Annotated in this window: 27 protein-coding genes and 1 other RNA gene; 20 read left to right on the top strand and 8 right to left on the bottom strand. The window is 37.7% G+C overall.

Annotated features, from left to right (window positions below; all coding sequences use genetic code 11):
- Position 1 precedes the first annotated feature (1 nt).
- The 4 genes from thiI to rarD all read left to right on the top strand — a co-directional run bounded on the left by thiI (position 2) and on the right by rarD (position 4,324).
- A complete protein-coding gene (gene thiI / locus NSS81_RS05810; protein ID WP_342432591.1) occupies positions 2-1,207 on the top strand; it encodes a tRNA uracil 4-sulfurtransferase ThiI in 1,206 nt (401 codons plus the stop codon).
- A 100-nt stretch (positions 1,208-1,307) separates the two neighbouring features.
- Positions 1,308-1,511 (top strand): alpha/beta-type small acid-soluble spore protein, encoded by a 204-nt coding sequence (locus NSS81_RS05805; RefSeq protein WP_342432590.1) that lies wholly within the window; start codon positions 1,308-1,310, stop codon positions 1,509-1,511.
- Positions 1,512-1,681: 170 nt separating this feature from the next.
- Positions 1,682-3,262 carry an acyl--CoA ligase gene (locus NSS81_RS05800; RefSeq protein WP_342432589.1) on the top strand — a complete coding sequence of 527 codons (1,581 nt, stop codon included), beginning with the start codon at positions 1,682-1,684 and terminating at the stop codon, positions 3,260-3,262.
- Positions 3,263-3,355: 93 nt separating this feature from the next.
- Positions 3,356-4,324 (top strand): EamA family transporter RarD, encoded by a 969-nt coding sequence (gene rarD, locus NSS81_RS05795; RefSeq protein WP_342432588.1) that lies wholly within the window; start codon positions 3,356-3,358, stop codon positions 4,322-4,324.
- Between the two features lie 39 nt (positions 4,325-4,363).
- On the opposite strand, the gene NSS81_RS05790 is transcribed toward rarD, so the two are convergent.
- Complete coding sequence (locus tag NSS81_RS05790) at positions 4,364-5,161, bottom strand: NAD kinase (protein WP_342432587.1); 798 nt, start codon at positions 5,159-5,161, stop codon at positions 4,364-4,366.
- Positions 5,162-5,322: 161 nt separating this feature from the next.
- On the opposite strand from NSS81_RS05790, the gene sppA reads away from it, so the two are divergent.
- The 9 genes from sppA (at position 5,323) to NSS81_RS05745 (ending at position 13,279) form a co-directional block, all read left to right on the top strand.
- A complete protein-coding gene (gene sppA, locus NSS81_RS05785) occupies positions 5,323-6,333 on the top strand; it encodes a signal peptide peptidase SppA (protein ID WP_342432586.1) in 1,011 nt (336 codons plus the stop codon).
- A 15-nt stretch (positions 6,334-6,348) separates the two neighbouring features.
- Positions 6,349-6,891: an RDD family protein gene (locus NSS81_RS05780; RefSeq protein WP_342432585.1), complete on the top strand. Its 543-nt coding sequence runs from the start codon at positions 6,349-6,351 to the stop codon at positions 6,889-6,891.
- A gap of 107 nt (positions 6,892-6,998) precedes the next feature.
- Positions 6,999-7,691, top strand: a complete 693-nt coding sequence (locus tag NSS81_RS05775; RefSeq protein ID WP_342432584.1) for a DUF2953 domain-containing protein — start codon at positions 6,999-7,001, stop codon at positions 7,689-7,691.
- A gap of 17 nt (positions 7,692-7,708) precedes the next feature.
- The gene (ytfJ, locus tag NSS81_RS05770; RefSeq protein WP_342432583.1) at positions 7,709-8,185 is read left to right on the top strand and encodes a GerW family sporulation protein; all 477 of its coding nucleotides are present in this window, start codon (positions 7,709-7,711) and stop codon (positions 8,183-8,185) included.
- Between the two features lie 654 nt (positions 8,186-8,839).
- Positions 8,840-9,340, top strand: a complete 501-nt coding sequence (gene tpx, locus NSS81_RS05765; protein ID WP_342432582.1) for a thiol peroxidase — start codon at positions 8,840-8,842, stop codon at positions 9,338-9,340.
- A 69-nt stretch (positions 9,341-9,409) separates the two neighbouring features.
- On the top strand, positions 9,410-10,393 hold the full coding sequence (locus NSS81_RS05760) for a class I SAM-dependent methyltransferase (protein ID WP_342432581.1): 984 nt from the start codon (positions 9,410-9,412) through the stop codon (positions 10,391-10,393).
- A 235-nt stretch (positions 10,394-10,628) separates the two neighbouring features.
- The gene (locus NSS81_RS05755; RefSeq protein ID WP_342432580.1) at positions 10,629-11,813 is read left to right on the top strand and encodes an acetate kinase; all 1,185 of its coding nucleotides are present in this window, start codon (positions 10,629-10,631) and stop codon (positions 11,811-11,813) included.
- A gap of 114 nt (positions 11,814-11,927) precedes the next feature.
- Positions 11,928-12,770: an EcsC family protein gene (locus NSS81_RS05750; protein ID WP_342432579.1), complete on the top strand. Its 843-nt coding sequence runs from the start codon at positions 11,928-11,930 to the stop codon at positions 12,768-12,770.
- Positions 12,767-13,279 (top strand): molybdenum cofactor biosynthesis protein B, encoded by a 513-nt coding sequence (locus NSS81_RS05745; RefSeq protein WP_342432578.1) that lies wholly within the window; start codon positions 12,767-12,769, stop codon positions 13,277-13,279. Before NSS81_RS05750 ends, NSS81_RS05745 begins: the two co-directional genes overlap by 4 nt.
- 41 nt (positions 13,280-13,320) lie before the next feature.
- On the opposite strand, the gene NSS81_RS05740 is transcribed toward NSS81_RS05745, so the two are convergent.
- Together NSS81_RS05740 and NSS81_RS05735 are read right to left on the bottom strand one after the other, a co-directional pair.
- Entirely contained in the window at positions 13,321-13,635 is a 315-nt protein-coding gene (locus tag NSS81_RS05740; RefSeq protein WP_342432577.1) for a hypothetical protein, read from the bottom strand.
- Positions 13,636-13,687: 52 nt separating this feature from the next.
- A complete protein-coding gene (locus tag NSS81_RS05735; RefSeq protein WP_342432576.1) occupies positions 13,688-14,149 on the bottom strand; it encodes a universal stress protein in 462 nt (153 codons plus the stop codon).
- Between the two features lie 109 nt (positions 14,150-14,258).
- Here NSS81_RS05735 and NSS81_RS05730 point away from each other — a divergent pair, with 109 nt between their 5' ends.
- The 3 genes from NSS81_RS05730 (at position 14,259) to ald (ending at position 16,289) form a co-directional block, all read left to right on the top strand.
- Positions 14,259-14,420: a hypothetical protein gene (locus NSS81_RS05730; RefSeq protein WP_342432575.1), complete on the top strand. Its 162-nt coding sequence runs from the start codon at positions 14,259-14,261 to the stop codon at positions 14,418-14,420.
- Between the two features lie 144 nt (positions 14,421-14,564).
- The gene (locus NSS81_RS05725) at positions 14,565-14,966 is read left to right on the top strand and encodes a heterocycloanthracin/sonorensin family bacteriocin (RefSeq protein ID WP_342432574.1); all 402 of its coding nucleotides are present in this window, start codon (positions 14,565-14,567) and stop codon (positions 14,964-14,966) included.
- 201 nt (positions 14,967-15,167) lie between these two features.
- Positions 15,168-16,289, top strand: a complete 1,122-nt coding sequence (gene ald, locus NSS81_RS05720) for an alanine dehydrogenase (protein WP_342433945.1) — start codon at positions 15,168-15,170, stop codon at positions 16,287-16,289.
- Positions 16,290-16,924: 635 nt separating this feature from the next.
- Here ald and ssrS read toward each other — a convergent pair.
- A non-coding RNA gene (gene ssrS, locus NSS81_RS05715) (6S RNA) lies at positions 16,925-17,120 on the bottom strand.
- Between the two features lie 52 nt (positions 17,121-17,172).
- A complete protein-coding gene (locus tag NSS81_RS05710) occupies positions 17,173-18,270 on the bottom strand; it encodes a Xaa-Pro peptidase family protein (protein ID WP_342432573.1) in 1,098 nt (365 codons plus the stop codon).
- A gap of 198 nt (positions 18,271-18,468) precedes the next feature.
- Here NSS81_RS05710 and NSS81_RS05705 point away from each other — a divergent pair, with 198 nt between their 5' ends.
- The 3 genes from NSS81_RS05705 (at position 18,469) to NSS81_RS05695 (ending at position 20,916) form a co-directional block, all read left to right on the top strand.
- A complete protein-coding gene (locus NSS81_RS05705) occupies positions 18,469-19,152 on the top strand; it encodes a metal-dependent hydrolase (protein ID WP_342432572.1) in 684 nt (227 codons plus the stop codon).
- Positions 19,153-19,231: 79 nt separating this feature from the next.
- Complete coding sequence (locus NSS81_RS05700) at positions 19,232-19,468, top strand: hypothetical protein (protein WP_342432571.1); 237 nt, start codon at positions 19,232-19,234, stop codon at positions 19,466-19,468.
- Positions 19,469-19,596: 128 nt separating this feature from the next.
- On the top strand, positions 19,597-20,916 hold the full coding sequence (locus NSS81_RS05695) for a CBS domain-containing protein (RefSeq protein WP_342432570.1): 1,320 nt from the start codon (positions 19,597-19,599) through the stop codon (positions 20,914-20,916).
- Positions 20,917-20,988: 72 nt separating this feature from the next.
- On the opposite strand, the gene NSS81_RS05690 is transcribed toward NSS81_RS05695, so the two are convergent.
- Positions 20,989-21,297 (bottom strand): YtpI family protein, encoded by a 309-nt coding sequence (locus NSS81_RS05690; protein ID WP_342432569.1) that lies wholly within the window; start codon positions 21,295-21,297, stop codon positions 20,989-20,991.
- A 99-nt stretch (positions 21,298-21,396) separates the two neighbouring features.
- Between NSS81_RS05690 and NSS81_RS05685 the strand changes: the two genes are divergently transcribed.
- Positions 21,397-22,338, top strand: coding sequence for a bifunctional oligoribonuclease/PAP phosphatase NrnA (locus NSS81_RS05685; RefSeq protein WP_342432568.1), 942 nt, complete (start codon positions 21,397-21,399; stop codon positions 22,336-22,338).
- Between the two features lie 32 nt (positions 22,339-22,370).
- Here NSS81_RS05685 and ytrI read toward each other — a convergent pair whose 3' ends face one another.
- Together ytrI and NSS81_RS05675 are read right to left on the bottom strand one after the other, a co-directional pair.
- Positions 22,371-22,874 (bottom strand): sporulation membrane protein YtrI, encoded by a 504-nt coding sequence (gene ytrI, locus NSS81_RS05680; protein ID WP_342432567.1) that lies wholly within the window; start codon positions 22,872-22,874, stop codon positions 22,371-22,373.
- Entirely contained in the window at positions 22,871-23,209 is a 339-nt protein-coding gene (locus NSS81_RS05675) for a YtrH family sporulation protein (protein WP_342432566.1), read from the bottom strand. The genes ytrI and NSS81_RS05675 overlap by 4 nt, the downstream gene beginning before the upstream one ends.
- Between the last annotated feature and the right edge of the window lie 143 nt (positions 23,210-23,352).

The following is a 23,352-nucleotide window of genomic DNA, read 5'->3' as shown; positions in this document are numbered from 1 at the left end:
TATGAATTATGATCGTATATTGGTTCGCTATGGAGAAATATCAACTAAAGGCCGCAATCGCAATATGTTTGTAGAGAAATTAAGGAGGAGCATTCGCAGGGCATTAGCCCCCTTTCCTGGAATTAAAGTTCAAGCTGACCGTGATCGGACATACATTTTACTAAATGGCGAAGACCCGCAGGGAATCATAAAAGAACTTAAGAAAATCTTTGGTGTTCAGTCTTTAAGCCCAGCGATTAAAGTGGAGCGGGATCTTGAAAAGATGAAAGTAGCAGCATTAAAATTGGTCAAAAGTCTTTTTGCTGAAGGAAAAACTTTTAAAATTACCACTAAAAGATCCGATAAAACGTTTGAGCTTGATACAGATGGAGTGAATCAAGAATTTGGTTCGTATCTTTTGCAAAATATCCCTGGAATCAAAGTCGATGTAAAAAAACCAGATATTAATCTAAATATCGAGATCAGAAAAGAAGCAGTTTATTTATCTTGTGAAAATATTTTAGGTGCTGGCGGGCTCCCGGTTGCTTCTAGCGGTAAGGCGATGCTCATGCTTTCAGGCGGAATAGATAGTCCTGTCGCGGGCTATATGGCCATGAAGCGCGGGGTTGAAATTGAAGCAGTACATTTCTTTAGTCCCCCGTTTACGAGCGAAAGGTCGAAAGAAAAGGTTATCGACTTAGCAAAGAAACTTGCTGAGATTCATGGCTCAATGAAACTTCATATTGTCCCATTTACGAAGATTCAACAAGCAATTAGGGAACAAATCCCTGAAAACTATTCAATGACAACCACAAGGAGGTTTATGCTCCGGATTACCGATAAAATTAGAGAGAAACAAGAAGCTCTGGCAATTATCACAGGTGAAAATGTAGGACAGGTTGCAAGTCAAACGATGGAAAGTATGTATGCGATCAATGAAGTCACGAATACACCGATCTTACGTCCGTTAATTACAATGGACAAAAATGATATCATCAAAGTAGCAATAGAAATTGACACATATGACATTTCCATTAGACCTTTTGAGGATTGCTGTACTATTTTTGTTCCTGCATCGCCAAAAACAAAACCGCGTAGAGATAAAGTCCAGCATTATGAAAGCTTTTTTGATTTTGATTCCTTAATAGCAGAGGCGATTCAAGAAACAGAAGTTTTAACAATTAAACCTGATAGTTTACAACCCGTTGACAACAATTCATTATTTTAAACATTAGAAATGTAAATTTTTTGTGAACAATTACCAATTGTAAAATAGAATGAACCTCCTGTGTTCTACACATTATATAATCACAAGGAGGTGATATCACATGGCTAGTAACAATTCAAATCAGTTGCTTGTTCCTGGTGTCGAACAAGCACTTAACCAAATGAAAATTGAAATTGCATCTGAGTTTGGTGTAAACCTTGGTGCAGAAACAACTTCACGTGCTAACGGTTCTGTTGGTGGTGAAATCACTAAGCGTCTAGTTTCTTTAGCTCAACAACAAATGAGCGGCGGATCTTCATACTAAAAATGCATAATATGGCTACAGAGGGCGGGATTCATTCCCGCTTTCTTTTTGTGTTTTTTTAGGAGCTGGCATAAAAGACTACTTTTATTGGGATAATAATTTAAAATTTTTTAATAATTTTGTATAATTAACTGTATAGCAGTATTCAAATATTGACTGGGGGAACAGGAATGAAACGAGAAGAACTAATCGCACCAGAAAAGTATAATCTTATATCAGAGGTTGAGCGATATACAAAGGATTCAAAACAAGTAGCATTGAAGTGGGAAAGTGAAGCTGGGGAAATCAAGCAGATTACATATGTGGATTTATTAAAAAGGGTGAACCAAGCTGGAAATGTTTTTGCCGAAAGCGGGCTAAAAAAAGGTGATGTTGTTCTGGTCATGGTGCCTCGTCTTATTGAGGCATATATTGTTTATTTAGCTGCTTTGAAGGCAGGTATGGTGGTTATTCCGAGCTCGGAAATGCTGAGAGAAAAAGACCTTAAATACCGCATCACACATGGTGATGTAAGGGCTGTTGTGAGTTATTATCCATATGTAGACCAATTTGTAAATACTAGTGAAGTAAAACCACTTGTTAAATTTACGATTGGAGCACTGGCAGAAGGCTGGATTCATTTAGATGAACAGATGAAAACAGCATCTGAGGACTTCCAGCTTGCAGATACATCTAGAGATGATATGGCGTTTTTATCCTATACATCTGGAACAACAGGAAATCCAAAAGGCGTAGTTCACACGCATGGCTGGGCATTTGCCCATTTAAAAACGGCAGCATCCAAATGGTTGGGTATCGAAGAAGGTGATATCGTTTGGGCAACGGCTAGTCCAGGGTGGCAAAAATGGATATGGAGTCCGTTTTTATCTGTACTTGGGTCAGGAGGAACGGGATTCGTATACAATGGTAAATTTGAACCGAAAAAATATTTGAGTCTGCTTGAAAAATATTCTGTGAATGTACTATGCTGTACACCTACCGAATATAGGTTAATGGCAAAGGTTGAAAATCTTGATGATTACCAATTGCCGAACCTTCATAGTGCAGTTTCGGCTGGTGAACCACTCAATCGAGAGGTAATTGACACCTTTAAGAGACAATTCAACATTGATGTCCGGGATGGATATGGACAAACGGAGAATACATTACTGGTTGGCATAACAAAAGGGATGGAACTGAAATCTGGATCCATGGGCAAGCCGACACCTGGGAACAAAGTAGAAATTATTAATGATGAAGGCGAAGTTTGTCCAGTGGGCGAGGTTGGTGATATTGCTGTACATGTTGAAACACCAGCCTTATTTAAAAACTATTATAAGGATCCTGAAAGAACTGCCATGCAATTCCGCGGTGATTATTATATTACTGGGGATAAGGCTAAAAAGGATGAAGAGGGCTACTTTTGGTTCGAAGGTCGGGGCGATGATATTATCATAAGTTCTGGCTATACAATCGGACCTTTCGAAGTAGAGGATGCCCTTGTAAAACATCCATTTGTCAAGGAGTGTGCCGTAGTGGCAAGTCCAGATGAGATTCGCGGCTATATTGTTAAGGCGTTTGTCGTGTTAAAAGATGAGGTCGATGCCAATGATCCTGAACTAACGAAAACACTTCAAGACCATGTGAAAACATTAACTGCACCATATAAATACCCGAGAGCAATTGAGTATCTGCCAGAGCTTCCAAAAACAACCTCAGGGAAAATTCGTAGAATTGAACTACGTCAAAAAGAATTAGAATCTCAAAAATAATCCAAATGAAAAAGCAGTCGATACTATCGTCTGTTTTTTTTTGCAAAAAGTTGTTAGTCAGAAAACGCCCTTTTTAAGAGGTTTCGTTGTATAATGGAAAATATTTCGAAACATGAAAGAATAGAGGCAAAAAGAATGAAGACAAAAAGTGAAACACAGTTAGGAGTCATATACGCTGGATTTTCCTATTTACTTTGGGGGTTACTTCCAATTTATTGGAAGTTATTAAGCGGAGTTAATGCAGATGAAATTCTTGCAAACCGGGTATTTTGGTCGTTTATTTTTATGATAATCGTATTATTTCTGACAAAAAAGCAGGGCTTATTTCTATATACCTTTAAGGGTTTTGCAAAAAATAAAAAACAGATGTATGCATTAATATTTGCCTCTTTAACAGTTACTGCCAATTGGTTTATTTATATTTGGGCAGTTAACAATGGGCATATGATTGAAGCGAGCCTTGGTTATTATATTAACCCGCTTGTCAGTATACTCTTAGGGATGCTTGTGTTGAAAGAAAAACTAAACATCTACCAATATATTGCTTTCTTTATGGCTGCCATTGGTGTTTTAATCATCTCGGTTTCCCATGGTAAATTCCCTTGGATTGCTATTGCCCTTGCACTTACCTTTGGTATTTATGGCCTGGTGAAAAAAATGATTAATGTAGATTCTGCTGTCGGTCTAGCGTTAGAGACTCTAGTAGTTACACCAGCTGCTGCAATATATATGTTTTATTTATTTTTTAAAGGCTCCAATTCCTTCTTGTCGACGGGTTTAGAGACAGATTTGTTATTAATAGGTGCAGGTGCCGCTACGGCTGTGCCACTGTTGTATTTTGCTAAAGGTGCGCAAAAAATCCCATTATCTCTTTTAGGTTTTTTGCAATATATCGCTCCAACAATCATGCTTGTATTAGGAGTATTTGTCTATAAAGAACATTTTTCAAAAATTCAATTACTCTCATTTACATTTATTTGGTTAGGATTATCACTTTATTCTCTTTCTAAAACAAAGTTATTTACTGTAAAAGGCAAAAAAGTGATGCAAAGGATTAACTGAGGGAGAAAGGCTGACGATCAACTCGACAGCCTTTATGTATTATAAAAAGGTTCGCTTAACTTTTTCCCAAAAGGAATTGTCTTTCAGTTTCAGCGTTTTAATTTTTTTATTACTAAGTTTAATTTGGATTTTATCAACAAGTCGAATGCTGAGGGCTTCATTGTCCAATCCCATTGATGGGTAATCATTATCATCATCAACTTTAAGTGTAAGTGTACGGTCTCCACCGAGAATAAATGGGGCGCCTAATGTCCGGTATTTGTTATTATTAAGCGAGGCCACTTCACTAACTTGCATACAGGAAAGCAATGGATCAACAACAGCCCCATGTACTGACTTATTGTAGGCTGTACTTCCGGTAGGGGTAGAAACAATCAATCCATCACCACGGAAGGTTTCAAAATGTAATTCATCAACAAAAATATCAACAACAAAGGTTTTAATAATAGAGGAGCGAATACTAAACTCATTAAGACATGGAAACGTCCCTTGTCCATCGACATTTACTTCAATCACTGGATAACGTCGAACTTCTAACTGTTCATTGGCAACTGCTTCGACCATTTTTGTGGAATCATCAAGTTTGAAATCACAGTACATACTTAATATATCCTTAGTTGTGATGCCTGCGTAAAGGCAATCTTCCCGGAAACCAGTTTTCCGAACTGCTTGGAGAAAAGTACCATCATCACCAATGCTTGCGATAATATTTGCTTCTCGATGGTCTTTTACAATCGTTAGACCATATTTTTTTGCAGATTCATCAAGGTGAGCTAGTTTTAGTTGTTTTTCTGAATCTAGCCTATGGTAAAAGTATATATTACGTCTATGTCCCATTTTTGATCCTCCTATTGAATGTGTAGTCTGTTAATAATTACCCATTACCAATATAAAGTTTGTTAGAATAGTACTGGGCATAATTAGTTTATCATTTCTTTAAATTAATTTGAAATTATCAAATGATTTAAGGTGTTAAAAATAAGGGAGGGTATATAAGAATGAATGGAAAACGTTGGGCAGCTTTAGGAATTGCTACGGTATTATTTTTTGTTTCTGTTGTAATAAACTCTTTGTCAGCTTTTGCCTTTAAAGGGGTAGAAACAGATATTAGTGACTTTTTGGCCTCGGTAGAAATGCCATTTACAGAGGAAGTTGTAAAAGAGGGAAGTGAAATGAAGAAAATTGTCGTCCTCGATGTTAACGGGGTGATTCAGGATACAGGTGAATCAGTGTCATTTTTTCAGACCTCTGGTTACAATCATCAAGGGTTTATGAAGCAATTAAATTATCTTAAAGAAGATGATACCGTTAAAGGTGTAATCATCAGAGTCAATTCTCCAGGTGGAGGAGTAGTTGAAAGTGCTGAAATTCATGATAAATTAACTGAAATTCAAAAAGAAACGAAAAAACCTGTATACATATCGATGGGTGCAACGGCAGCCTCCGGGGGCTATTATATTTCCGCGCCGGCTAAAAAAATATATGCAAGTCCAGAAACACTTACCGGCTCTCTTGGCGTTATCATGGAAGGAATCAATTATGCAGGTTTAGCTGAAAAGTATGGAGTTGATTTTGTCACGATTAAAAGCGGTAAATATAAAGACATCATGAGTCCGTCAAGGGAAATGACAGAAGATGAACGGCAAATTCTTCAAACAATGATTGATAATTCGTATGAGGAGTTTGTAAAGGTGATTTCTGAAGGGCGGAAAATGACAACTGAACAGGTTAAAAAGCTGGCAGATGGTAGGATTTATGATGGACGGCAAGCAATGGATCTAAAACTTATTGATGGATTTGGGTATTTGGAGGACGTCATAGAGGTAATGAAAAAGGATGAGAAACTGCAAGGTGCAAAGGTAATTCGTTACACAGATTCAGTCGGATTTGGTTCCTTATTTAGTATGAAAGTTCAAAGTTTATTGGGTGATAACGGTGAAAGGGCTGGATTAACGGAACTACTATCCAGGCCAAATTCCCCAAGGCTCATGTATTTGTATGCGGAATAGGAGTGTGGGTGACTAATGGAATGGAATGATAATCAGAATTCTGCCGATCAATTAAGAGAAGACCTCCCGTCCGATACTGGAACGAAAGAAACAGTACTACCCTCACCCGAAAATCAGCCAATAGATAAGGGAAGGAGCCAAACCTTGAGATTCGCCGGTTTTTGGATGCGATTCTGGGCATACCTTCTTGACTTAATTGTGGTTGGCAGTATTGAAAGGTTATTGGTTAAACCGCTATTCCGGCTAATTGATGTACCATTAGCGGAATTTAACATGTTTGCACCGGTTTCAATTGCTTCTGCTGTCGTCTTTTATTTATATTTTGTTCTAATGACAAAATATTTCAATCAGACACTAGGTAAAATGGTCTTTGGATTAAAAGTTATTGATTTAAAAGGGGAAACTCTCTCATGGGGGACCATTCTTTTTCGTGAATGGATTGGCCGTTTTATATCAGCAACGGTAGTAGTGGGGTATATCATTGTTGCCTTTCTACCAAAAAAACAAGGTCTTCATGACCTCTTTACCGAGACAACCGTTATACATGTCGAGCGGTAAGCCCTAGTGGCTTGACTCTGCCAAAATAAACCTAACAACTTTTTAGTTGTCAGGTTTATTTTTTTTTGTAAGGGTGATACTAGTAGGCTGAAAGGTTGTGGATGAACTTGAGTTGGCTATATATTGCCCTTTTTATTTTTTTATTCTTATTACTGATTATTATTTTTACGAAGCTAACCATTTTCATTAATTACTATCACCATAATGACAATGATGATTTGAAAATTGAATTTAGAGTTTGGGGAATAATTAAATATAAACTAAAAATACCGCTAATAAAAATTGATGATAATTCCCCTTCTCTGGTGATAAAAGGAAATACGCAAATGGGAGAGGCGCCAGAGAATCAATCTGAAACGAAGGCAAAGAAAATAGTTCCTGAAGATGTGATTAGCTATTTAAAAGATGCAAAAGAGATTATCCAACATATTGTAGGTATGAATGTTATTGTACGAAAGTTTATGAGAAAAGTGACAGTAAAACAGTTTGAATGGCATTCTCTGATTGGAGTTGGTGATGCCGCACTTACTGGAATGATTTCCGGTGCAGTTTGGACACTGAAAGGCAGTATTGTCGGCATATTAAGTCACTATTTAAGATTGAAAGAAATGCCTAATTTATCGGTAACACCCCATTTTCAATTTGCTATCCTTCAAACCCATTTGACATGTATTTTTCAGTTTCGAATCGGGCATGCTATTTTAGCAGGATTAAAACTTATAAAATTCTGGAAGGGCGGACGCCCAAATTTAAATTTGAAGAATTCTAGTAATACTAAGGAACAAACAAAATCCGTGTAAAAGAGGAGGAAATAGACATGTCTGACCACCCAATCCAAGGTTTGATGACAACAGCAATGGAAAGTTTAAAGGAAATGATTGACGTAAATACAATCATAGGTGATCCAGTTGAAACTCCAGACGGAAGCGTCATATTAACAGTTTCAAAGGTGGGATTTGGATTTGCTGCTGGAGGAAGTGAGTTTAAGGTTGATAGCTCGCAGGGACAAAGCCAAGGTCAAGGGCAAAGTCAACCTAAGCTTCCATTTGGCGGTGGTAGCGGTGGTGGAGTATCGATTACTCCAATTGCCTTTTTAATTGTTAACTCACAAGGAGTGAAAATGTTACATCTTGATGAAAGCACACATTTATATGAAAAATTGCTGGAGCTAGCTCCTCAAGCTGTTGACAAAATTCAACAAATGCTTTCAAAGAAAGACGATTCTAAGCAGAAGCAACAAGAATCAAAGCCAAACAATCAGCAAAAACATGAAGCGCCAGATTTTGATATCTAAGATAAAAAGTTAACTTCCAATTTTAAGGGAGGTTAACTTTTTTAACGCATTTAGGCTAGTATTGCCGTTTTGGTAAAAATTGTTGTAAAAACCCAAAATCCAGTTTTTACGTTCAAATAGCTATTTGGCACTTCGATTATAGTTGGCAGCTCTTTTCTCTAAAGCTCTGTTAAACTTGTCTGTTGATTTGCGCTTAAATAACCAGCGAAAGTAAAATAAACGGAGATTTTCCGGTTATTTGAAAAATGGAGCTCGTTTCGTGGAATATAAGCGGAGATTTTCCGGTTATGCTATGCAAAATCTCGCATTTTTATGTTTTTTATATAAATAGGCGGAATTTCTCCTTCTATTTAGGCTATTTTTAATGCTTTTTACCAAATTGGCGGATTTTCTCCGTCTATTTATCTTCCTAACATTAATAGTATCAACAATACCCTTTAACATAGTCTTCTCTAAAGAAATTAGCTATATATAATGAAAATAGCTTTGATTTCTACAATTCCGATTTTATTTAGCAACAAAGTTTGAGAAAAGAGCCCTAGTATTAAATAATTGCAAAAGCGGTTCCGAAAAGATATATTTAGGCTGTACATAGTTGCAGCGAATGCAGTATGCAAAATCGCTCTAGTTTAGTACGACAAAGGAGGAGTAAAAATGGCAAACGTTACTTTTAAGGGGAATCCAGTTACATTAATGGGCAATGATGTGAAGGTTGGAGACAAGGCACCAAATTTCAGCGTATTGGCAAATGATTTATCACCAGTTACTTTGGACAATACAAAAGGTCAAGTTCGTTTAATCAGTGCAGTTCCTTCTTTAGATACAGGCGTGTGTGATGCAGAAACTCGTCGTTTTAACGAAGAAGCGAATGGCTTAGGCGATGTTAAAATCCTAACTGTTAGTGTAGATTTACCATTTGCACAAAAGCGCTGGTGTGGGGCAAACGGTATTGAGAACGTTCAAACGCTATCAGATCACCGTGACTTATCTTTTGGAGAGGCATTTGGTGTGGCTATTCAGGAACTAAGATTATTAACACGTGCGGTATTTGTTGTTGATTCTACTGATACAGTTACTTATGTAGAATATGTAAGTGAGGCAACAAATCATCCGAACTACGAAGCAGCCCTCGAAGCTGCAAGAAATGCTAACTAATTTTTAATGACGATATGAAGGGCCTCGTCAAGGATGAGGCCCTTTTCTATGTTGATTGGAGGGAAATTAATGAACCTATCACCAGTTGAGCAGCTTTTTACCTTATTTAATGAAACAGCAGTTATTTTACAGGAAGAACTATCTTGTACATATCTTGAAGCACTAGCCGAAACGGGAGAGAATTTATTTCATGGATCGATCCTGCAAGAAGAGGTAAGTGAATTAACCGAAAAAAGGCTGAAAAAACAGTATTCTGTGATTGAGTTTGGCAAGTTTTCTAAGGAAGAATTTCGCAAGGCATACCAGTTGGTAATTCTAAAAGGGATGAAGGAAAATGTACAGCCAAATCATCAAATGACACCCGATACGGTTGGGATGTTAATAGGCTACTTAGTACAGAAATTTATCAATAAACCCAGCTTTCGCCTGCTTGACCCTGCAGTAGGAACAGGGAATTTATTAACGACAGTCTTAAATCAATTGTCTAATAAGGTTGATTCAATCGGTGTAGAAATTGATGATTTGTTAATAAAATTAGCATATGTAAATGCAAACTTACAGGAACATCCGATTCAGTTGTTTAATCAGGATAGTTTAGAGCCTTTGTTTATTGATCCGGTTAATGCTGTGATTGCGGACTTGCCAATAGGCTTTTATCCAAATGATGTGCGTGCTGCGGATTATAAATTAAAAGCGGATGAAGGATATTCCTATTCACACCATTTATTTATCGAGCAAAGTGTTCGGCATACCGTTCCTGGAGGATATTTATTCTTTGTTGTGCCAAATGGGCTTTTTGAAAGTGATCAAGCACCAAAGCTCAAAGAATTTTTTAGAGAAAACGTCATTGTTCAAGGCCTGCTTCAATTGCCAACAGCAATGTTTAAAAACAAAGCGGCAGCAAAAAGTATATTAATACTGCAAAGGCAAGGAGAAGGTGTCCAAGCACCAAAACAAGCCATGCTTGTAGATTTGCCAAGTCTCTCGAATGCAGTTGAGATGGATAGAATATTAACTCGGATAGAGAAATGGTTTCAAGAAAACAAAAGATAAAACCGATTTATTATATATCGGTTTTATCTTTTTTTAATTAAGAATAATGAGAACAATTAGAATTGATTTACATTAAAGCTGAAACCGCTTCCATCCAAATTACTCCTTGTATTGTAATAAATACAGTGATTAAATGAAGAATTGAGAGCAATATTCGATATCTGTTTGCGCAAAATAAACAGGTACGCAAAGAAAAATTTGAACCGATGTTGTTATATAAAGGAGCGGTAGAAAAATGTCAAAAATCATTGCAATAAATGCAGGAAGTTCTTCTTTAAAGTTTCAATTATTTGAAATGCCAAATGAAGATGTTATCACTAAAGGCATCATTGAAAGAATCGGGATTGATGACTCTATTTTCACTATTTCTGTTAACGGTGAAAAGAATACGGAAACAATAAATATTCCTGATCATGAAGTAGCCGTAAAAATGCTTTTAGATAAGCTAACAACACTGGGTATTATTAAATCCCTAGATGAAATAGATGGTATTGGACATCGTGTTGTTCACGGCGGTGAAGAATTTAATGACTCCATTGTTATTACGGAAGAAGTACTTAATAAAATTGAAAAACTTTCAGAATTAGCTCCACTGCATAATCCTGCAAATATTACGGGGATTAAAGCTTTCCAAGGCGTACTTCCAAACGTACCAGCTGTCGCTGTTTTTGATACTGCATTCCATCAAACAATGCCTGAGAGTTCATATCTTTACAGTCTTCCTTATGAGTATTACAAAGAATATGGAATCCGTAAGTATGGCTTTCATGGTACTTCCCATAAATATGTCTCACAGCGTGCTGCTGAGCTCTTAGGCCGTCCTGAAGAGCAACTGCGACTTATTTCATGCCATTTAGGCAATGGAGCAAGTATCGCTGCGATTGAAGGCGGGAAATCAATTGATACATCTATGGGCTTTACGCCGCTTGCTGGGGTAACTATGGGAACACGTTCAGGAAATATTGACCCTGCTCTTATTCCGTATATCATGGAAAAAACGGATAAAACAGCGGAAGAAGTACTTGATGTCCTAAATAAAGAGAGCGGAATGTTGGGCGTTTCAGGTTTTTCAAGTGATTTAAGAGATATTGAACTTGAAGCACAAGAGGGAAATGAACGTGCTCAGCTTGCATTAGATGTGTTTGCTAACCGAATTCATAAATATATTGGTTCATATGCTTCACGTATGTACGGTGTAGATGCAATTATTTTCACTGCAGGGATAGGTGAAAATAGTGATGTAATTCGGGAAAATGTACTAAAAGGACTAGAATTTATGGGTGTGTATTGGGACCCGGCACTTAACAAAGTAAGAGGCGATGAACGTTTTATTAACTACCCGCACTCTCCAGTTAAAGTATTAGTTATCCCAACAAATGAAGAAGTAATGATTGCACGTGACGTAGTTCGACTAGCTTAATTAAATCATTAAATCAAAAGGCAAACAGTTCCTGACAAGGACGTTTGCCTTTTTTATTTTAAATTAATTCTTTGTGTTATACTTTAAGAAAATAATGGTATTGGGGGGTCAGCAATGTCATTGACGGACCGGGAAAAAGCAGTTTTAAACAATATAAGGGAATGGGAAAGCAATTTATTGAATTACGAGGCAAATGATCTGGAATTAACGTATGAAAAATATTTAGAGCGTTCATTCAGCTTATTGCCTGAAAAGGTTCAAAGCCAGTTTTTTTCTGTTATTGATAGCTGGTTGTTTCATATGCATGGAATCATTCAAGGTTCTCAGCTTCAAATGGATGCCAAGGAAAGAATCCTTTCCTCAGGCAGAATCTTTAAAAAGAATTTAGAAAATGTTGAAGACCTTAGAGAATTATCGATCGATCAATTACAGTACATAGCAATGCAGCATATTTCAAGACACAGACTGTATTCCTTTGCGCAGGGTGGTATAGCTGGTACAGGCGGAACACTTTTATTAGGTTCAGATATTCCTGCAATGGCTGTAATTAACTTAAGAGTTGTTCAATTAATCGCCATGACATACGGATTTGAGGTAAACACTCCACATGATATGATGACTTCCTTGAAGGTCTTCCATACGGCTTCATTGCCTCCAAGATTGCAAAAAGAGGGTTGGTCAGTATTAATGAATGAATTGGAAGCTACTGGCGATCAATATTTTTATGAGGGAAATGAAGAAATTACAGATATAACCTGGATTGAACAGCCACTACAACAATTATTAAAAGCTATTGTAATCGCCTTGTTTCGAAAAAAAACCATTCAAGGGATCCCACTCGTAAGTATGGCGATTGGTGCGGGGGCAAATTATCAATTTACGAGAAAAGTAACCGAATTAGCACATAAATATTACCAGCTTCGTTATCTAAATGAAAAAGAGGGATTAATGAAATGAGTACCCAAGAGCATAAGAAGGAAGCACCAAAGGCGGTTCGCTGTAAAGTTATAACAATTAGTGATACAAGAGATAAGGATACTGATAAGAGCGGAAAACTCATGATGGAAATGCTTGAAAATGCTGGGCATATGATTGTAGATTATGTGATTGTAAAAGATGAAACCGTACCGATCCAAGAAGAGGTTATTAAGGGGTGTGACAGAGAGGATATTGATGTTATTCTAACAAATGGCGGGACGGGTATCGCCAAGCGAGATGTCACGATTGAGTCGGTTCAAGAAATTCTTGATAAAGAAATTGTAGGTTTTGGAGAATTGTTTCGAATGCTTAGCTACCAGGAAGACATTGGATCAGCAGCGATCCTATCAAGGGCCATTGCTGGCGTTGTTCGTGATACGGCAGTGTTTGCTACTCCTGGCTCTTCAGGCGCCGTAAAGCTAGCAATGAATAAGTTAATTTTACCTGAGATTGGTCATGTAGTAAGGGAAATAAAGAAGGATTTATAATTGAGAAAAAGCTCCCATTAACAATAATGAGAGCTTTTTTTTTATTGATGGGCTTTTTCGGAAAGGACTTGGTTCGCTCTGTACCACAGCCATAAATCATTGATAATTGATGCGAGTCCAGCAATATCATTGTTAAGTTCACACGAACGGACAAAACTGCTTTCAATTGAGAGCTGTTCTTGTTTTTCATTAATGTTATTTTCAAGTTCTTGAATTCGATCGGGAATAGAACCACGAATTTGTTCCCAACAAAACAGAATTGCGTTTTGTGTTTCTAAATCGTAATGCTCCCAATCTATTTTTAAATCAGGTAATGAAATACCTAGTCGCTGGTCAAAGGTAAAGTGCTTTTTCACGTTATTGCCTCCAAGATGTTTTTATCCTGTTTACATTCTATTGAGTATACATTTATGATGTTTTTTTATTTTCTTTTTCTGTTCGAACCACGAGGACGTCACAACGAGCATAACGAGTGATATGTTCTGAAACACTGCCAATCAAGAACCTCTCCACTGCATTCATCCCAGTTGCACCGCATATGATTAAATCTATCTGGTGTTTTTTTGCCATTTCTTTAGGAATTTTTACTTTTGGGGAACCATACTCAATTTCGTATTGTACCTGAGTAACTCCTGCATCCTGTGCTTGTTTTTGATAATTTTCAAGGAAGTCGATTGCCAGTTTATTTGCTCGATCAGCAATATCCGGGTCATACGAGTCAATTAATAAAAATGACCTTGTGTCGATTACATGTCCTAATAGCAATTTAGCATTATTTCTTTTGGCAATCTCAACTGCTTTTTTAAACGCCCACTCTGCTTCTGAAGAGCCATCAACTGCAACTAAAATATTTCTATAATTAGTTTCCATACGAATCTCCTCCTTATCACAATTATAACAATATTTTCTATGAATAAGTATTTCAATTTTTCGAAAAATAAAGGAGTGAAAAACAACCAGTAGAAGGGAGATTAGAATCATGGCAAAACAGGACCCTAAAAAACAAGTTTCATTTGAGCTTAATGAACAAGGAGCTAATGAAGTAAGCGAACAAATTATGGATGCATATAATAGCGGTTTTATTGACCAAGGATCAACAGCGAATGTTGATAGCGAAGAAGTTCAAGGAACAGAAGGCTAAAAAGGGAAGCTGCCCACAATGTGGACAGCTTTTTTGTGTATATGTCTATAAAATTTCCTCTAAACAGGGCTTTAACCCAAGAATCCCCTTACCCCTGTGCATATTCTTTAGTGTGAGAAGTAATTATACAGGGGAGGAAAAAATATGCAAAATTTTCAAAATGAACTACAAATGTTGGGAATGGATAATTACCAAGTTGGTGAAGTAATACCTATGGATTATCAGAGTCAAGATGGCGATAGCCGTCGTTGTGGTGGATTTGGTCGTTGTGGCGGATTCGGTGGTGGATTCGGTCGTTGTGGCGGATTCGGTGGTGGATTTGGTCGTTGTGGCGGATTTGGTGGTGGATTCGGTCGTTGTGGCGGATTCGGTCGTTGTGGCGGATTTGGTCGTTGTGGCGGATTTGGTCGTTGTGGCGGATTTGGTTTTGGTTTTCCGTTCTTGGGTGGGTTAGCAGCAGGTGCATTATTATCAGCACCATATGGATACGGTTATGGTTATGGATATCCATACCCATACTACGATCCGTACTACGCTTGGTATTAAGAGAATATATAGACGAAAAGCTTTGCAGAAATGCTGCAAAGCTTTTCACCTTTTGTCTATTCATTTTTACCCCATTTGGTACAAAGCTCAAAATAAAAGCTTGGGAATTTTCTGTATTTTTGGTAAAATGAAAGTGCTTTCACAGAGAGGTTATTCTGAAAATAGATATTTTATAGAATGATATTAATTGGGGGTATGGGCATGCGAATCGGCGTTCCAAAAGAGATAAAAAATAATGAGAACCGTGTTGCTATGACACCGGCAGGGGTTACAAACCTTTTGAATTTTGGCCATGAGGTCTTTATTGAAAAAGGAGCCGGATTAGGTTCTGGTTTTAGAGATGAAGATTATGGTTCAGCTGGAGGGAAAATAGTAGAAACTGCTTCTGAAGCTTGGTCCATGGATATGGTTATGAAGGTTAAAGAGCCGCTACCAAGTGAGTATTCCTATTTTCGTGAAGGTTTAATTTTATTTACATATTTACACTTAGCACCGGAGCCTGAATTAACAAAAGCGCTAATTGAAAAAAAAGTAGTAGGAATTGCCTATGAAACCGTACAACTTTCAAATAGGTCATTACCGTTATTGACACCAATGAGTGAAGTAGCTGGAAGAATGGCAGCGCAAATTGGTGCCCAATTCCTTGAAAAGGTTCATGGAGGAAAAGGAATTCTGCTTTCAGGAGTACCAGGCGTTCAAAGAGGGACAGTAACCGTCATTGGCGGCGGTGTAGCAGGAACGAATGCAGCAAAAATGGCAATTGGACTAGGAGCGAAGGTAACAATTATCGACCTAAATCCAGACCGTTTACGTCAGTTAGATGATATTTTTGGATCAGAGGTTACGACATTAATGTCTAATCCTTACAACATTGCTGAAGCGGTAAAAGAATCTGACTTAGTAATTGGTGCCGTTCTAATTCCAGGCGCTAAAGCACCAAAACTTGTAACAGAAGAAATGATTCAATCAATGACACCAGGCAGTGTCGTCGTGGATATTGCCATCGACCAAGGCGGAATTTTTGAAACAACTGACAGGATTACTACTCATGATAACCCAACATATATTAAACATGGTGTTGTTCATTATGCAGTTGCTAATATGCCTGGGGCTGTTCCAAGAACGTCAACAATGGCTTTAACTAATGTAACGGTCCCTTATGCCGTCCAAATTGCCAATAAGGGTTACAGACAGGCGTGTTTAGACAATGAGGCACTATTAAAAGGGATTAATACACTTGGCGGCTATGTAACGTATAAGGCGGTTGCAGAAGCACAAGGGCTTTCATACTCTGATACAAAATCATTACTGGAACAACTATAAAACAAAAAGGGAAGAGGACCATCATGGGATGGTCCTTTTCCCTTTTTTTATAAGGGTCTGTTGAATAAAGGACATTTTTCTCTAAAATACCAGCACAAATGTCTTTAAAGAGTTGTCTTAAGGACAAAACTCAACAAGGAAGGCAGTGAAATGTCTTTAAAGAGCTGTCTTAAGGACAAAACTCAACAAGGAAGCCGGTGATATGTCTTTAATGAGCTGTCTTAAGGACAAAACTCAACAAGGAAGCCGGTGATATGTCTTTAAAGAGCTGTCTAAGGACAAAACTCAACAAGGAAGCCGGTGATATGTCTTTAAAGAGCTGTCTTAAGGACAAAACTCAACAAGGAAGCCGGTGATATGTCTTTAATGAGCTGTCTTAAGGACAAAACTCAACAAGGAAGGCAGTGAAATGTCTTTAATGAGCTGTCTTAAAGACAAAACTCAACAAGGAAGGCAGTGAAATGTCTTTAATGAGCTGTCTTAAGGACAAAACTCAACAAGGAAGCCGGTGATATGTCTTTAAAGAGCTGTCTTAAGGACAAAACCACCAATGAAATCAGCCCAAATGTCTTTAATTCTTTATTTGAACCAAAATAAAACCAGCTCCAAAAGGAAGCTGGTTAGGAATAATAAATAGTAGAGCCGCCTTTGCCGTATTACACATAAGAAAGTTTTAAACCACCACTCCTCAAAGTGGGTGTTCGCGCGAAGACTCCTGCCTGTCCCCCATGTCATATAGACAGAGGCTTGTCATTTTGACTCCGAATATAAAACTCCCTATTACAGCTTAAAGGTTAAAACTTAATTAACAATACGTACAACGCAGCCTGTAGTTGTATATTACTCCAATTACTTCATTAGTTCAATAGTAAAAAAATCCACCTTATCTAATAATTTGCAGCTCTTTCGGGAAATTGGTTAATACTTTTGGACCATCAGCAGTAATATATAGATCATCCTCAATGCGGACACCTGCTACACTAGGGACGTAGATTCCAGGTTCAATCGTATAGACCATTCCTTCTTCAATTATTAAAGGATTGGTTTCGGTCATTGAAGGATATTCGTGTACGCTAATTCCAAGTCCATGTCCAAGACGATGCGGAAAATACTCCCCATAGCCTGCATCAGCAATAATTCTCCTTGCGGTTAAGTCCACCTCTGCAGCAGTAGCACCAGGTTTACTTGCCTCAACTGCCGCTAATTGAGCTTTTAATACGGTATCATAGATTTCCTTTTGCTTATCATTAATATCACCATATGCGACCGTTCTTGTGATATCAGAACAGTACCTATCGACAACTACACCCAAATCGAATAGAACTAAATCACCCTTTTGAATTTTTGTTTCCCCTGGGTTTCCATGTGGCGAAGCAGCATTTGCCCCCGTTAGCACCATGGTTGAAAAGGACATTTCTTTTACGCCTTTTTTCTTTAAGGCAAATTCGATAGCCGATAGAACTTCTAACTCCGTTTTACCTTCACGAATTTCACTGCAGCCCACTTCAATGGCATAATCTGCAAGGGAGCAGGCTTCTTCCATAATCTTTAATTCCTTTGCATCTTTAATCATCCGTAATCTTCTTAATTTTTCTTCAGCTGAAACAAAGGCTGCCTTAGGGAATAATAGTGACAGCTGCTCGTAGCGTTCAACATTCATATGTTCCTTTTCAATCGCTACTTTTTGAATGCTGTTTAATCGTTTGTTTATGGACTTATGTATTAATTCCCACGGATTAACGATATCGCTATAGCCAATAATTTCATGCTCCCAGCCAGTTCGCTTCGCATCATGGACCTCCATTCCTGGACAAACAAGGAACGGCTCCATTTCTTGGAATACGGCTAGAGCAAGTAATCGTTCATGTGGGTTTGTATAATATCCGCTTAAATAAAATACGTTTTCAGAAGAAGTGACAAAGGTTACATCAATTTCATTTTCCTTCATCCATGTCTGTAGCTTTTGTAATCGTTGATTCATTTTTTTATCCTCCTCAAAAATTAAAAATCTAGTTTGAGAGTAACAATTAGAAGGCAAATTGTAAACATTACAGCCATTTTATCTATATTTACCATCGTATTTTGTGCTAAGTTCACCAATTTTTGGATATGTTGAAGAAGGATTTACTTAATTTGTATGGAAGTATAATAATTAATACATAAGAAGGGAGAGTGTAGGATGAGAGTCTCTTATCATGGACATTCGGTTGTACAAATAAATAGTAATGGAAAAATAATCTTTATTGATCCATTTATTAGGGGTAACCAATTAACAGACCTTAAGGCGGAAGAGGTAAAACCAGATGTGATTATCCTAACCCACGGTCATGGTGATCATGTTGGTGATACTGTCGAGTTAGCAAAAAAACATGATGCCCTTGTAATTGCGAATCATGAGCTTGCTACCTATTTAAGTTGGCAAGGCGTAAAAACCCATGCTATGCATATAGGTGGAGCCTATCAATTTGATTTTGGTAAGGTGAAACTGACACAGGCCTTTCATGGTTCCAGTTTTATTAAGGATGATAAAGAAGAAATTATTTATTGCGGTATGCCAGCAGGGATATTGTTTACGAATGAAGGAAAAACAATCTACCATGCAGGTGACACCGCACTATTTTCCGATATGAAACTGATTGGTGAACGACACCCTATTGATCTGGCGTTCCTGCCTATCGGTGATAATTTTACGATGGGACCAGAGGATGCAGCATATGCTGCTAAGCTGTTAGGGGCAAAAACGATTGTACCAATCCATTTCAATACATTTCCGCCGATAAAACAAGATCCAAACCAATTTATCGAAATGCTTGATAATAAAAATGGTAAAGTGCTGCTGCCTGGAGAATCAATAGATTTGTAATCCTATATTCATTTTCATCTACTTTTTTTCCTGTTTTAAGCATAAAGATAAAACAAGCTTATTAAGGAGGAAAAGGAAAATGAAAAAGAACAGATATTTGCTTTGCTTGTTACTCTGTGGATTGATGCTTTACTTCGCTGTTCCGAAGTTATCCGTATTTTCTGAAGGGCTACAGGGGACATTTTCACTTGTATGGCTTAGTTTTGCACTTATTGTCATAGCGGGTAACTTAACTGGTATGCTTTATAGTCCAAAGCGTGCATTGAATAAGCAACAGTCAGTAAGAATTAAGAAAAAGTCACGTTCTTTTTACTGATGTTCATGCAAATAAATCACAGACCTCATTGAATCAAGGCTTTTTTCACTTTATAATAAGATTATCAGAATCGTAAAAGAGATGTGACTTTCGCGGTATTGGAATATGAATATAAAGGGTGAAAGTTCTTGGCAACAAAGCATGAACAAATATTGCAATACATTGATAGGCTCCCTGTTGGAGAGAAAATATCAGTGCGTCAAATCGCTAAGGCGATGTCAGTAAGTGAGGGTACGGCATATAGAGCCATCAAGGAAGCGGAAAATAAGGGCTATGTTAGCACAATTGAACGAGTCGGAACGATTAGAATTGAACGGAAGAAAAAAGAAAATATTGAGAAACTGACCTTTGCTGAAGTAGTAAATATCGTGGATGGACAGGTGTTAGGCGGAAAAGCGGGCCTGCATAAAACACTTAATAAATTTGTCATTGGTGCCATGAAATTAGAGGCAATGATGCGATACACAGGTCCTAATAACCTGCTTATCGTCGGGAATCGTGACCAGGCACATGAACTTGCATTAAAGGCAGGTGCTGCGGTCTTAGTGACCGGAGGGTTTGATACTGAGGATACCGTGAAAAAGCTGGCAGATAAGCTCGAAATGCCAATCATTTCAACTAGCTATGATACTTTTACGGTTGCAACCATGATTAACCGTGCCATCTATGACCAATTAATAAAAAAGGAAATCATTCTTGTTGAAGATATATTAACCACGCTAGAAGATACTTTTTTTCTAAGAACTACTGATAAGGTTTCAAAGTGGCATGATTTTAATAAAGAAACGACGCATAGCCGTTATCCTGTTGTTGATCAAAACATGAAGATTCAAGGTATAGTGACAGCGAAGGATATCATGGGTCAGAATTTTGACCTGTCGATTGACAAAATCATGACGAAGAATCCAATGAGCGTTAGCGGGAAAACCAGTGTTGCTTCGACTGCACATATGATGGTCTGGGAAGGAATAGAGGTTCTTCCTGTTGCCGATGACTCGAATCGATTAGAAGGAATTATTAGCAGACAGGATGTATTAAAAGCACTGCAAATGAACCAGCGCCAGCCTCAAGTAGGAGAAACGATTGACGATATTGTCACCAATCAGCTGATCTTAAGGCGTGAGAAAGAAAAAGGGGAGGAAGTCTACACCATTGAAGTAAGCCCACAAATGACAAACCATCTTGGAACCATTTCATACGGTGTATTTACAACCATCGTTACTGAGGCGGCAAACCGTATATTAAGAAGCTATAAAAAAGGTGACTTAGTTGTAGAAAACATGACAATCTACTTTATGAAGCCGGTACAAATGGAGAGTATTTTAGAAGTATTTCCCAAGGTTTTAGAAGTTGGGCGGAAATTTGGCAAGGTTGATGTGGAAGTTTTCAAAGAAGGTATTCTTGTAGGTAAAGCAATGATGATGTGTCAGTTAATTGACAGGAATTAACGAAACAAAAAGCCGCTCAAATTTTTGAGCGGCTCTCCTCTTTGATTTATGGAAAAACAAAGCAATGAATTTTTAATGAGATTTAATGCTTTCAGCTTCGGTAATAGCGAAGGGCAGGTAATGTTTATATTTTTTAAACCCTATCCATGCAAATACCGCTCCATAAACAATAAATATGACAGCCACGATGACTGTTACAGTTGTTTGGGATATGAAAAATAAATGATTAATACCAAAGAAGGCAACAAATAGACCAAGTGCGATGTTCGATTTTGCCGAAAGCCATTTCTTTTCGACAGGCCGATTACTTCTGAAGTATTTTGTTTTATAAAATAAATAGAAGGCAAAAAATATTACAATCAGAACAACAAGAAAAGACATTTTTTCTTCCTCCAAATATCAAAAATCTTTTATTATTGTAACGTTATTTATAGCAAAATGCTACAATTGGTTAAAAAAACAATAGATAAGGTGATTTTATTGAAAGCAGAAATTTTAGCAGCCATTCAACAATATGAAACAATTATTGTCCATCGTCACGTTCGTCCGGACCCAGATGCATATGGCTCTCAGTGCGGGTTAGTGGAGATATTAAAAGCCTCCTATCCTGAAAAAAAGGTATATGCGGTAGGAAGGGAAGAAAAATCGCTCCATTTTATGCGTAGGCTTGATGTAATTGATGATGAGGTTTATAAAGGGGCTTTAGTGATTATTTGTGATACAGCCAATGCAGCTAGAATCTGTGATACCCGGTATTCATTAGGGAATAAACTGATAAAAATTGATCACCATCCTAATGAGGATCCATATGGTGATTTACTTTGGGTGGATACGACGGCAAGTTCGGTCAGTGAGATGATTTATGAATTTTATTTATTTGGTAAAGATCAGGGCCTTAAGATAAATGATGAGGCGGCTAGGCTCCTTTATGGTGGGATTGTTGGTGATACAGGCAGATTCCTATTTCCGAGTACAACCGACAAAACCTTTGCTTATGCTGGAGAATTAATCCATTACAAATTTTCACGGACCGAACTTTATGATGGTATGTACGATCTTGAACCAAATATCATCAAGTTAAACGGTTATATTCTGCAAAACTTTGAGTTACAGAGCAGCGGTGTGGCTTCCGTTATGCTTACAAAAGAACTCTTGGAGGAATTTGGTGCAAATGCGCCTGATGCCTCTCTGCTTGTTGGAACGTTAGGCAATGTAAAGGGAATCAAGGCCTGGGTCTTCTTTATAGAGGAAGAAGACCAAATAAGGGTTCGTTTACGTTCAAAAGGTCCGGTAATTAATGGAATTGCCAAAAAGTTCAATGGTGGAGGCCATCCGCTTGCCTCAGGAGCATCTATTTATTCATGGGACGAAGTGGAGAATGTATTAAAGGAACTAAGCGAAGTATGTAAGAACTACGCATAAAAAAGGAATCGGCCCCACGGTGAGGCCGATTTTTATTTATCAAAACTTATTTCTAATTGAATCGTCAACGTTGTGTAGATAACTATTTCTTTCACTTGAAGCTTGTACCTCTTATCGTTAATCTTTACTGTTTTATTGTGAATGATTTTTTTTAGAAGTTCCTTACTTTTGTAGACGGTGTCCATATCCTTGGCTAACATCATGCTAATGTCGTCTTTAACTGAGTCTTCTGTTTCCAGAACACTTAAAGAATCTAGGCGATATTTTTCAGCATTTGCAATCTTTACATTAATTTTCTGAACAGTCAGTTGTTCTATACTCCGTTTATTCATTTCTTTATATTCTTCCTGCCAAATTTTTTTTTCTTCTCTTAAATCAACGATATTCTGTGTTTGTGACTTAATTAATGCCGTGTGCTCTTCCAGCCATACTCCGTAAATATAGATAAAGATACACCAACTAATTACACCGCCAACAGCTGTGCCGGCAAAAAAGCGCTGCCACGAAGGACTACGATATAGAGGGGGTATCCTCATGATGTTATTTGCTCCTGGGTTAACCAGCTTATTAACAGGGCGCCAGTCTGTGCGCCTCCAAGGGCGGAAAGAATTAATAAAATTTGTTTGAAGACATCCTTGGTCTCAGCGTTAAATAGCCCTCTTTCAAAACTGTATACTGCATCAAAGGTTCCTCCTATTGCTGCAACAATTGCCCAAATTCTTAAAGAAGACGACAATCGGGTAACAGCCGTTAGCGGGGGTTGTCCAGTTAGGAAGGCTGCAATCCCCCCAATTAACGCTCCGCCCAGGATAACCCCTAATGCAATAAAATAGCTTTCAATAAAAGAAGGGAAAAAGCCTATTTCTTTCATTTCCTCAACCGCCCTTATGAAAAGTCAATTTCTCTCTCTACCATTTATATGGACAAACCGTAATAAATATGTTTTTTGCTAAATGAAATAAAAATAGAACATATTTTCCTTTTTTGGCTTTTGGATTTATAATGAAAGGAAGA

Source organism: Neobacillus sp. FSL H8-0543 (assembly GCF_038592905.1).
Lineage (GTDB): Bacteria > Bacillota > Bacilli > Bacillales > Cytobacillaceae > Neobacillus.
This window is presented reverse-complemented; position numbering and strand designations above follow the sequence as displayed.

Excerpts from the sequence above, each read along its gene's own strand:
- thiI (WP_342432591.1), top strand. The coding sequence starts at position 2 with ATGAATTATGATCGTATATTGGTTCGCTATGGAGAAATATCAACTAAA.
- NSS81_RS05805 (WP_342432590.1), top strand. The coding sequence starts at position 1,308 with ATGGCTAGTAACAATTCAAATCAGTTGCTTGTTCCTGGTGTCGAACAA.
- NSS81_RS05800 (WP_342432589.1), top strand. The coding sequence starts at position 1,682 with ATGAAACGAGAAGAACTAATCGCACCAGAAAAGTATAATCTTATATCA.
- rarD (WP_342432588.1), top strand. The coding sequence starts at position 3,356 with ATGGAAAATATTTCGAAACATGAAAGAATAGAGGCAAAAAGAATGAAG.
- NSS81_RS05790 (WP_342432587.1), bottom strand. The coding sequence starts at position 5,161 with ATGGGACATAGACGTAATATATACTTTTACCATAGGCTAGATTCAGAA.
- sppA (WP_342432586.1), top strand. The coding sequence starts at position 5,323 with ATGAATGGAAAACGTTGGGCAGCTTTAGGAATTGCTACGGTATTATTT.
- NSS81_RS05780 (WP_342432585.1), top strand. The coding sequence starts at position 6,349 with ATGGAATGGAATGATAATCAGAATTCTGCCGATCAATTAAGAGAAGAC.
- ytfJ (WP_342432583.1), top strand. The coding sequence starts at position 7,709 with ATGTCTGACCACCCAATCCAAGGTTTGATGACAACAGCAATGGAAAGT.
- tpx (WP_342432582.1), top strand. The coding sequence starts at position 8,840 with ATGGCAAACGTTACTTTTAAGGGGAATCCAGTTACATTAATGGGCAAT.
- NSS81_RS05760 (WP_342432581.1), top strand. The coding sequence starts at position 9,410 with ATGAACCTATCACCAGTTGAGCAGCTTTTTACCTTATTTAATGAAACA.
- NSS81_RS05755 (WP_342432580.1), top strand. The coding sequence starts at position 10,629 with ATGTCAAAAATCATTGCAATAAATGCAGGAAGTTCTTCTTTAAAGTTT.
- NSS81_RS05750 (WP_342432579.1), top strand. The coding sequence starts at position 11,928 with ATGTCATTGACGGACCGGGAAAAAGCAGTTTTAAACAATATAAGGGAA.
- NSS81_RS05745 (WP_342432578.1), top strand. The coding sequence starts at position 12,767 with ATGAGTACCCAAGAGCATAAGAAGGAAGCACCAAAGGCGGTTCGCTGT.
- NSS81_RS05735 (WP_342432576.1), bottom strand. The coding sequence starts at position 14,149 with ATGGAAACTAATTATAGAAATATTTTAGTTGCAGTTGATGGCTCTTCA.
- NSS81_RS05730 (WP_342432575.1), top strand. The coding sequence starts at position 14,259 with ATGGCAAAACAGGACCCTAAAAAACAAGTTTCATTTGAGCTTAATGAA.
- NSS81_RS05725 (WP_342432574.1), top strand. The coding sequence starts at position 14,565 with ATGCAAAATTTTCAAAATGAACTACAAATGTTGGGAATGGATAATTAC.
- ald (WP_342433945.1), top strand. The coding sequence starts at position 15,168 with ATGCGAATCGGCGTTCCAAAAGAGATAAAAAATAATGAGAACCGTGTT.
- NSS81_RS05710 (WP_342432573.1), bottom strand. The coding sequence starts at position 18,270 with ATGAATCAACGATTACAAAAGCTACAGACATGGATGAAGGAAAATGAA.
- NSS81_RS05705 (WP_342432572.1), top strand. The coding sequence starts at position 18,469 with ATGAGAGTCTCTTATCATGGACATTCGGTTGTACAAATAAATAGTAAT.
- NSS81_RS05700 (WP_342432571.1), top strand. The coding sequence starts at position 19,232 with ATGAAAAAGAACAGATATTTGCTTTGCTTGTTACTCTGTGGATTGATG.
- NSS81_RS05690 (WP_342432569.1), bottom strand. The coding sequence starts at position 21,297 with ATGTCTTTTCTTGTTGTTCTGATTGTAATATTTTTTGCCTTCTATTTA.
- ytrI (WP_342432567.1), bottom strand. The coding sequence starts at position 22,874 with ATGAGGATACCCCCTCTATATCGTAGTCCTTCGTGGCAGCGCTTTTTT.
- NSS81_RS05675 (WP_342432566.1), bottom strand. The coding sequence starts at position 23,209 with ATGAAAGAAATAGGCTTTTTCCCTTCTTTTATTGAAAGCTATTTTATT.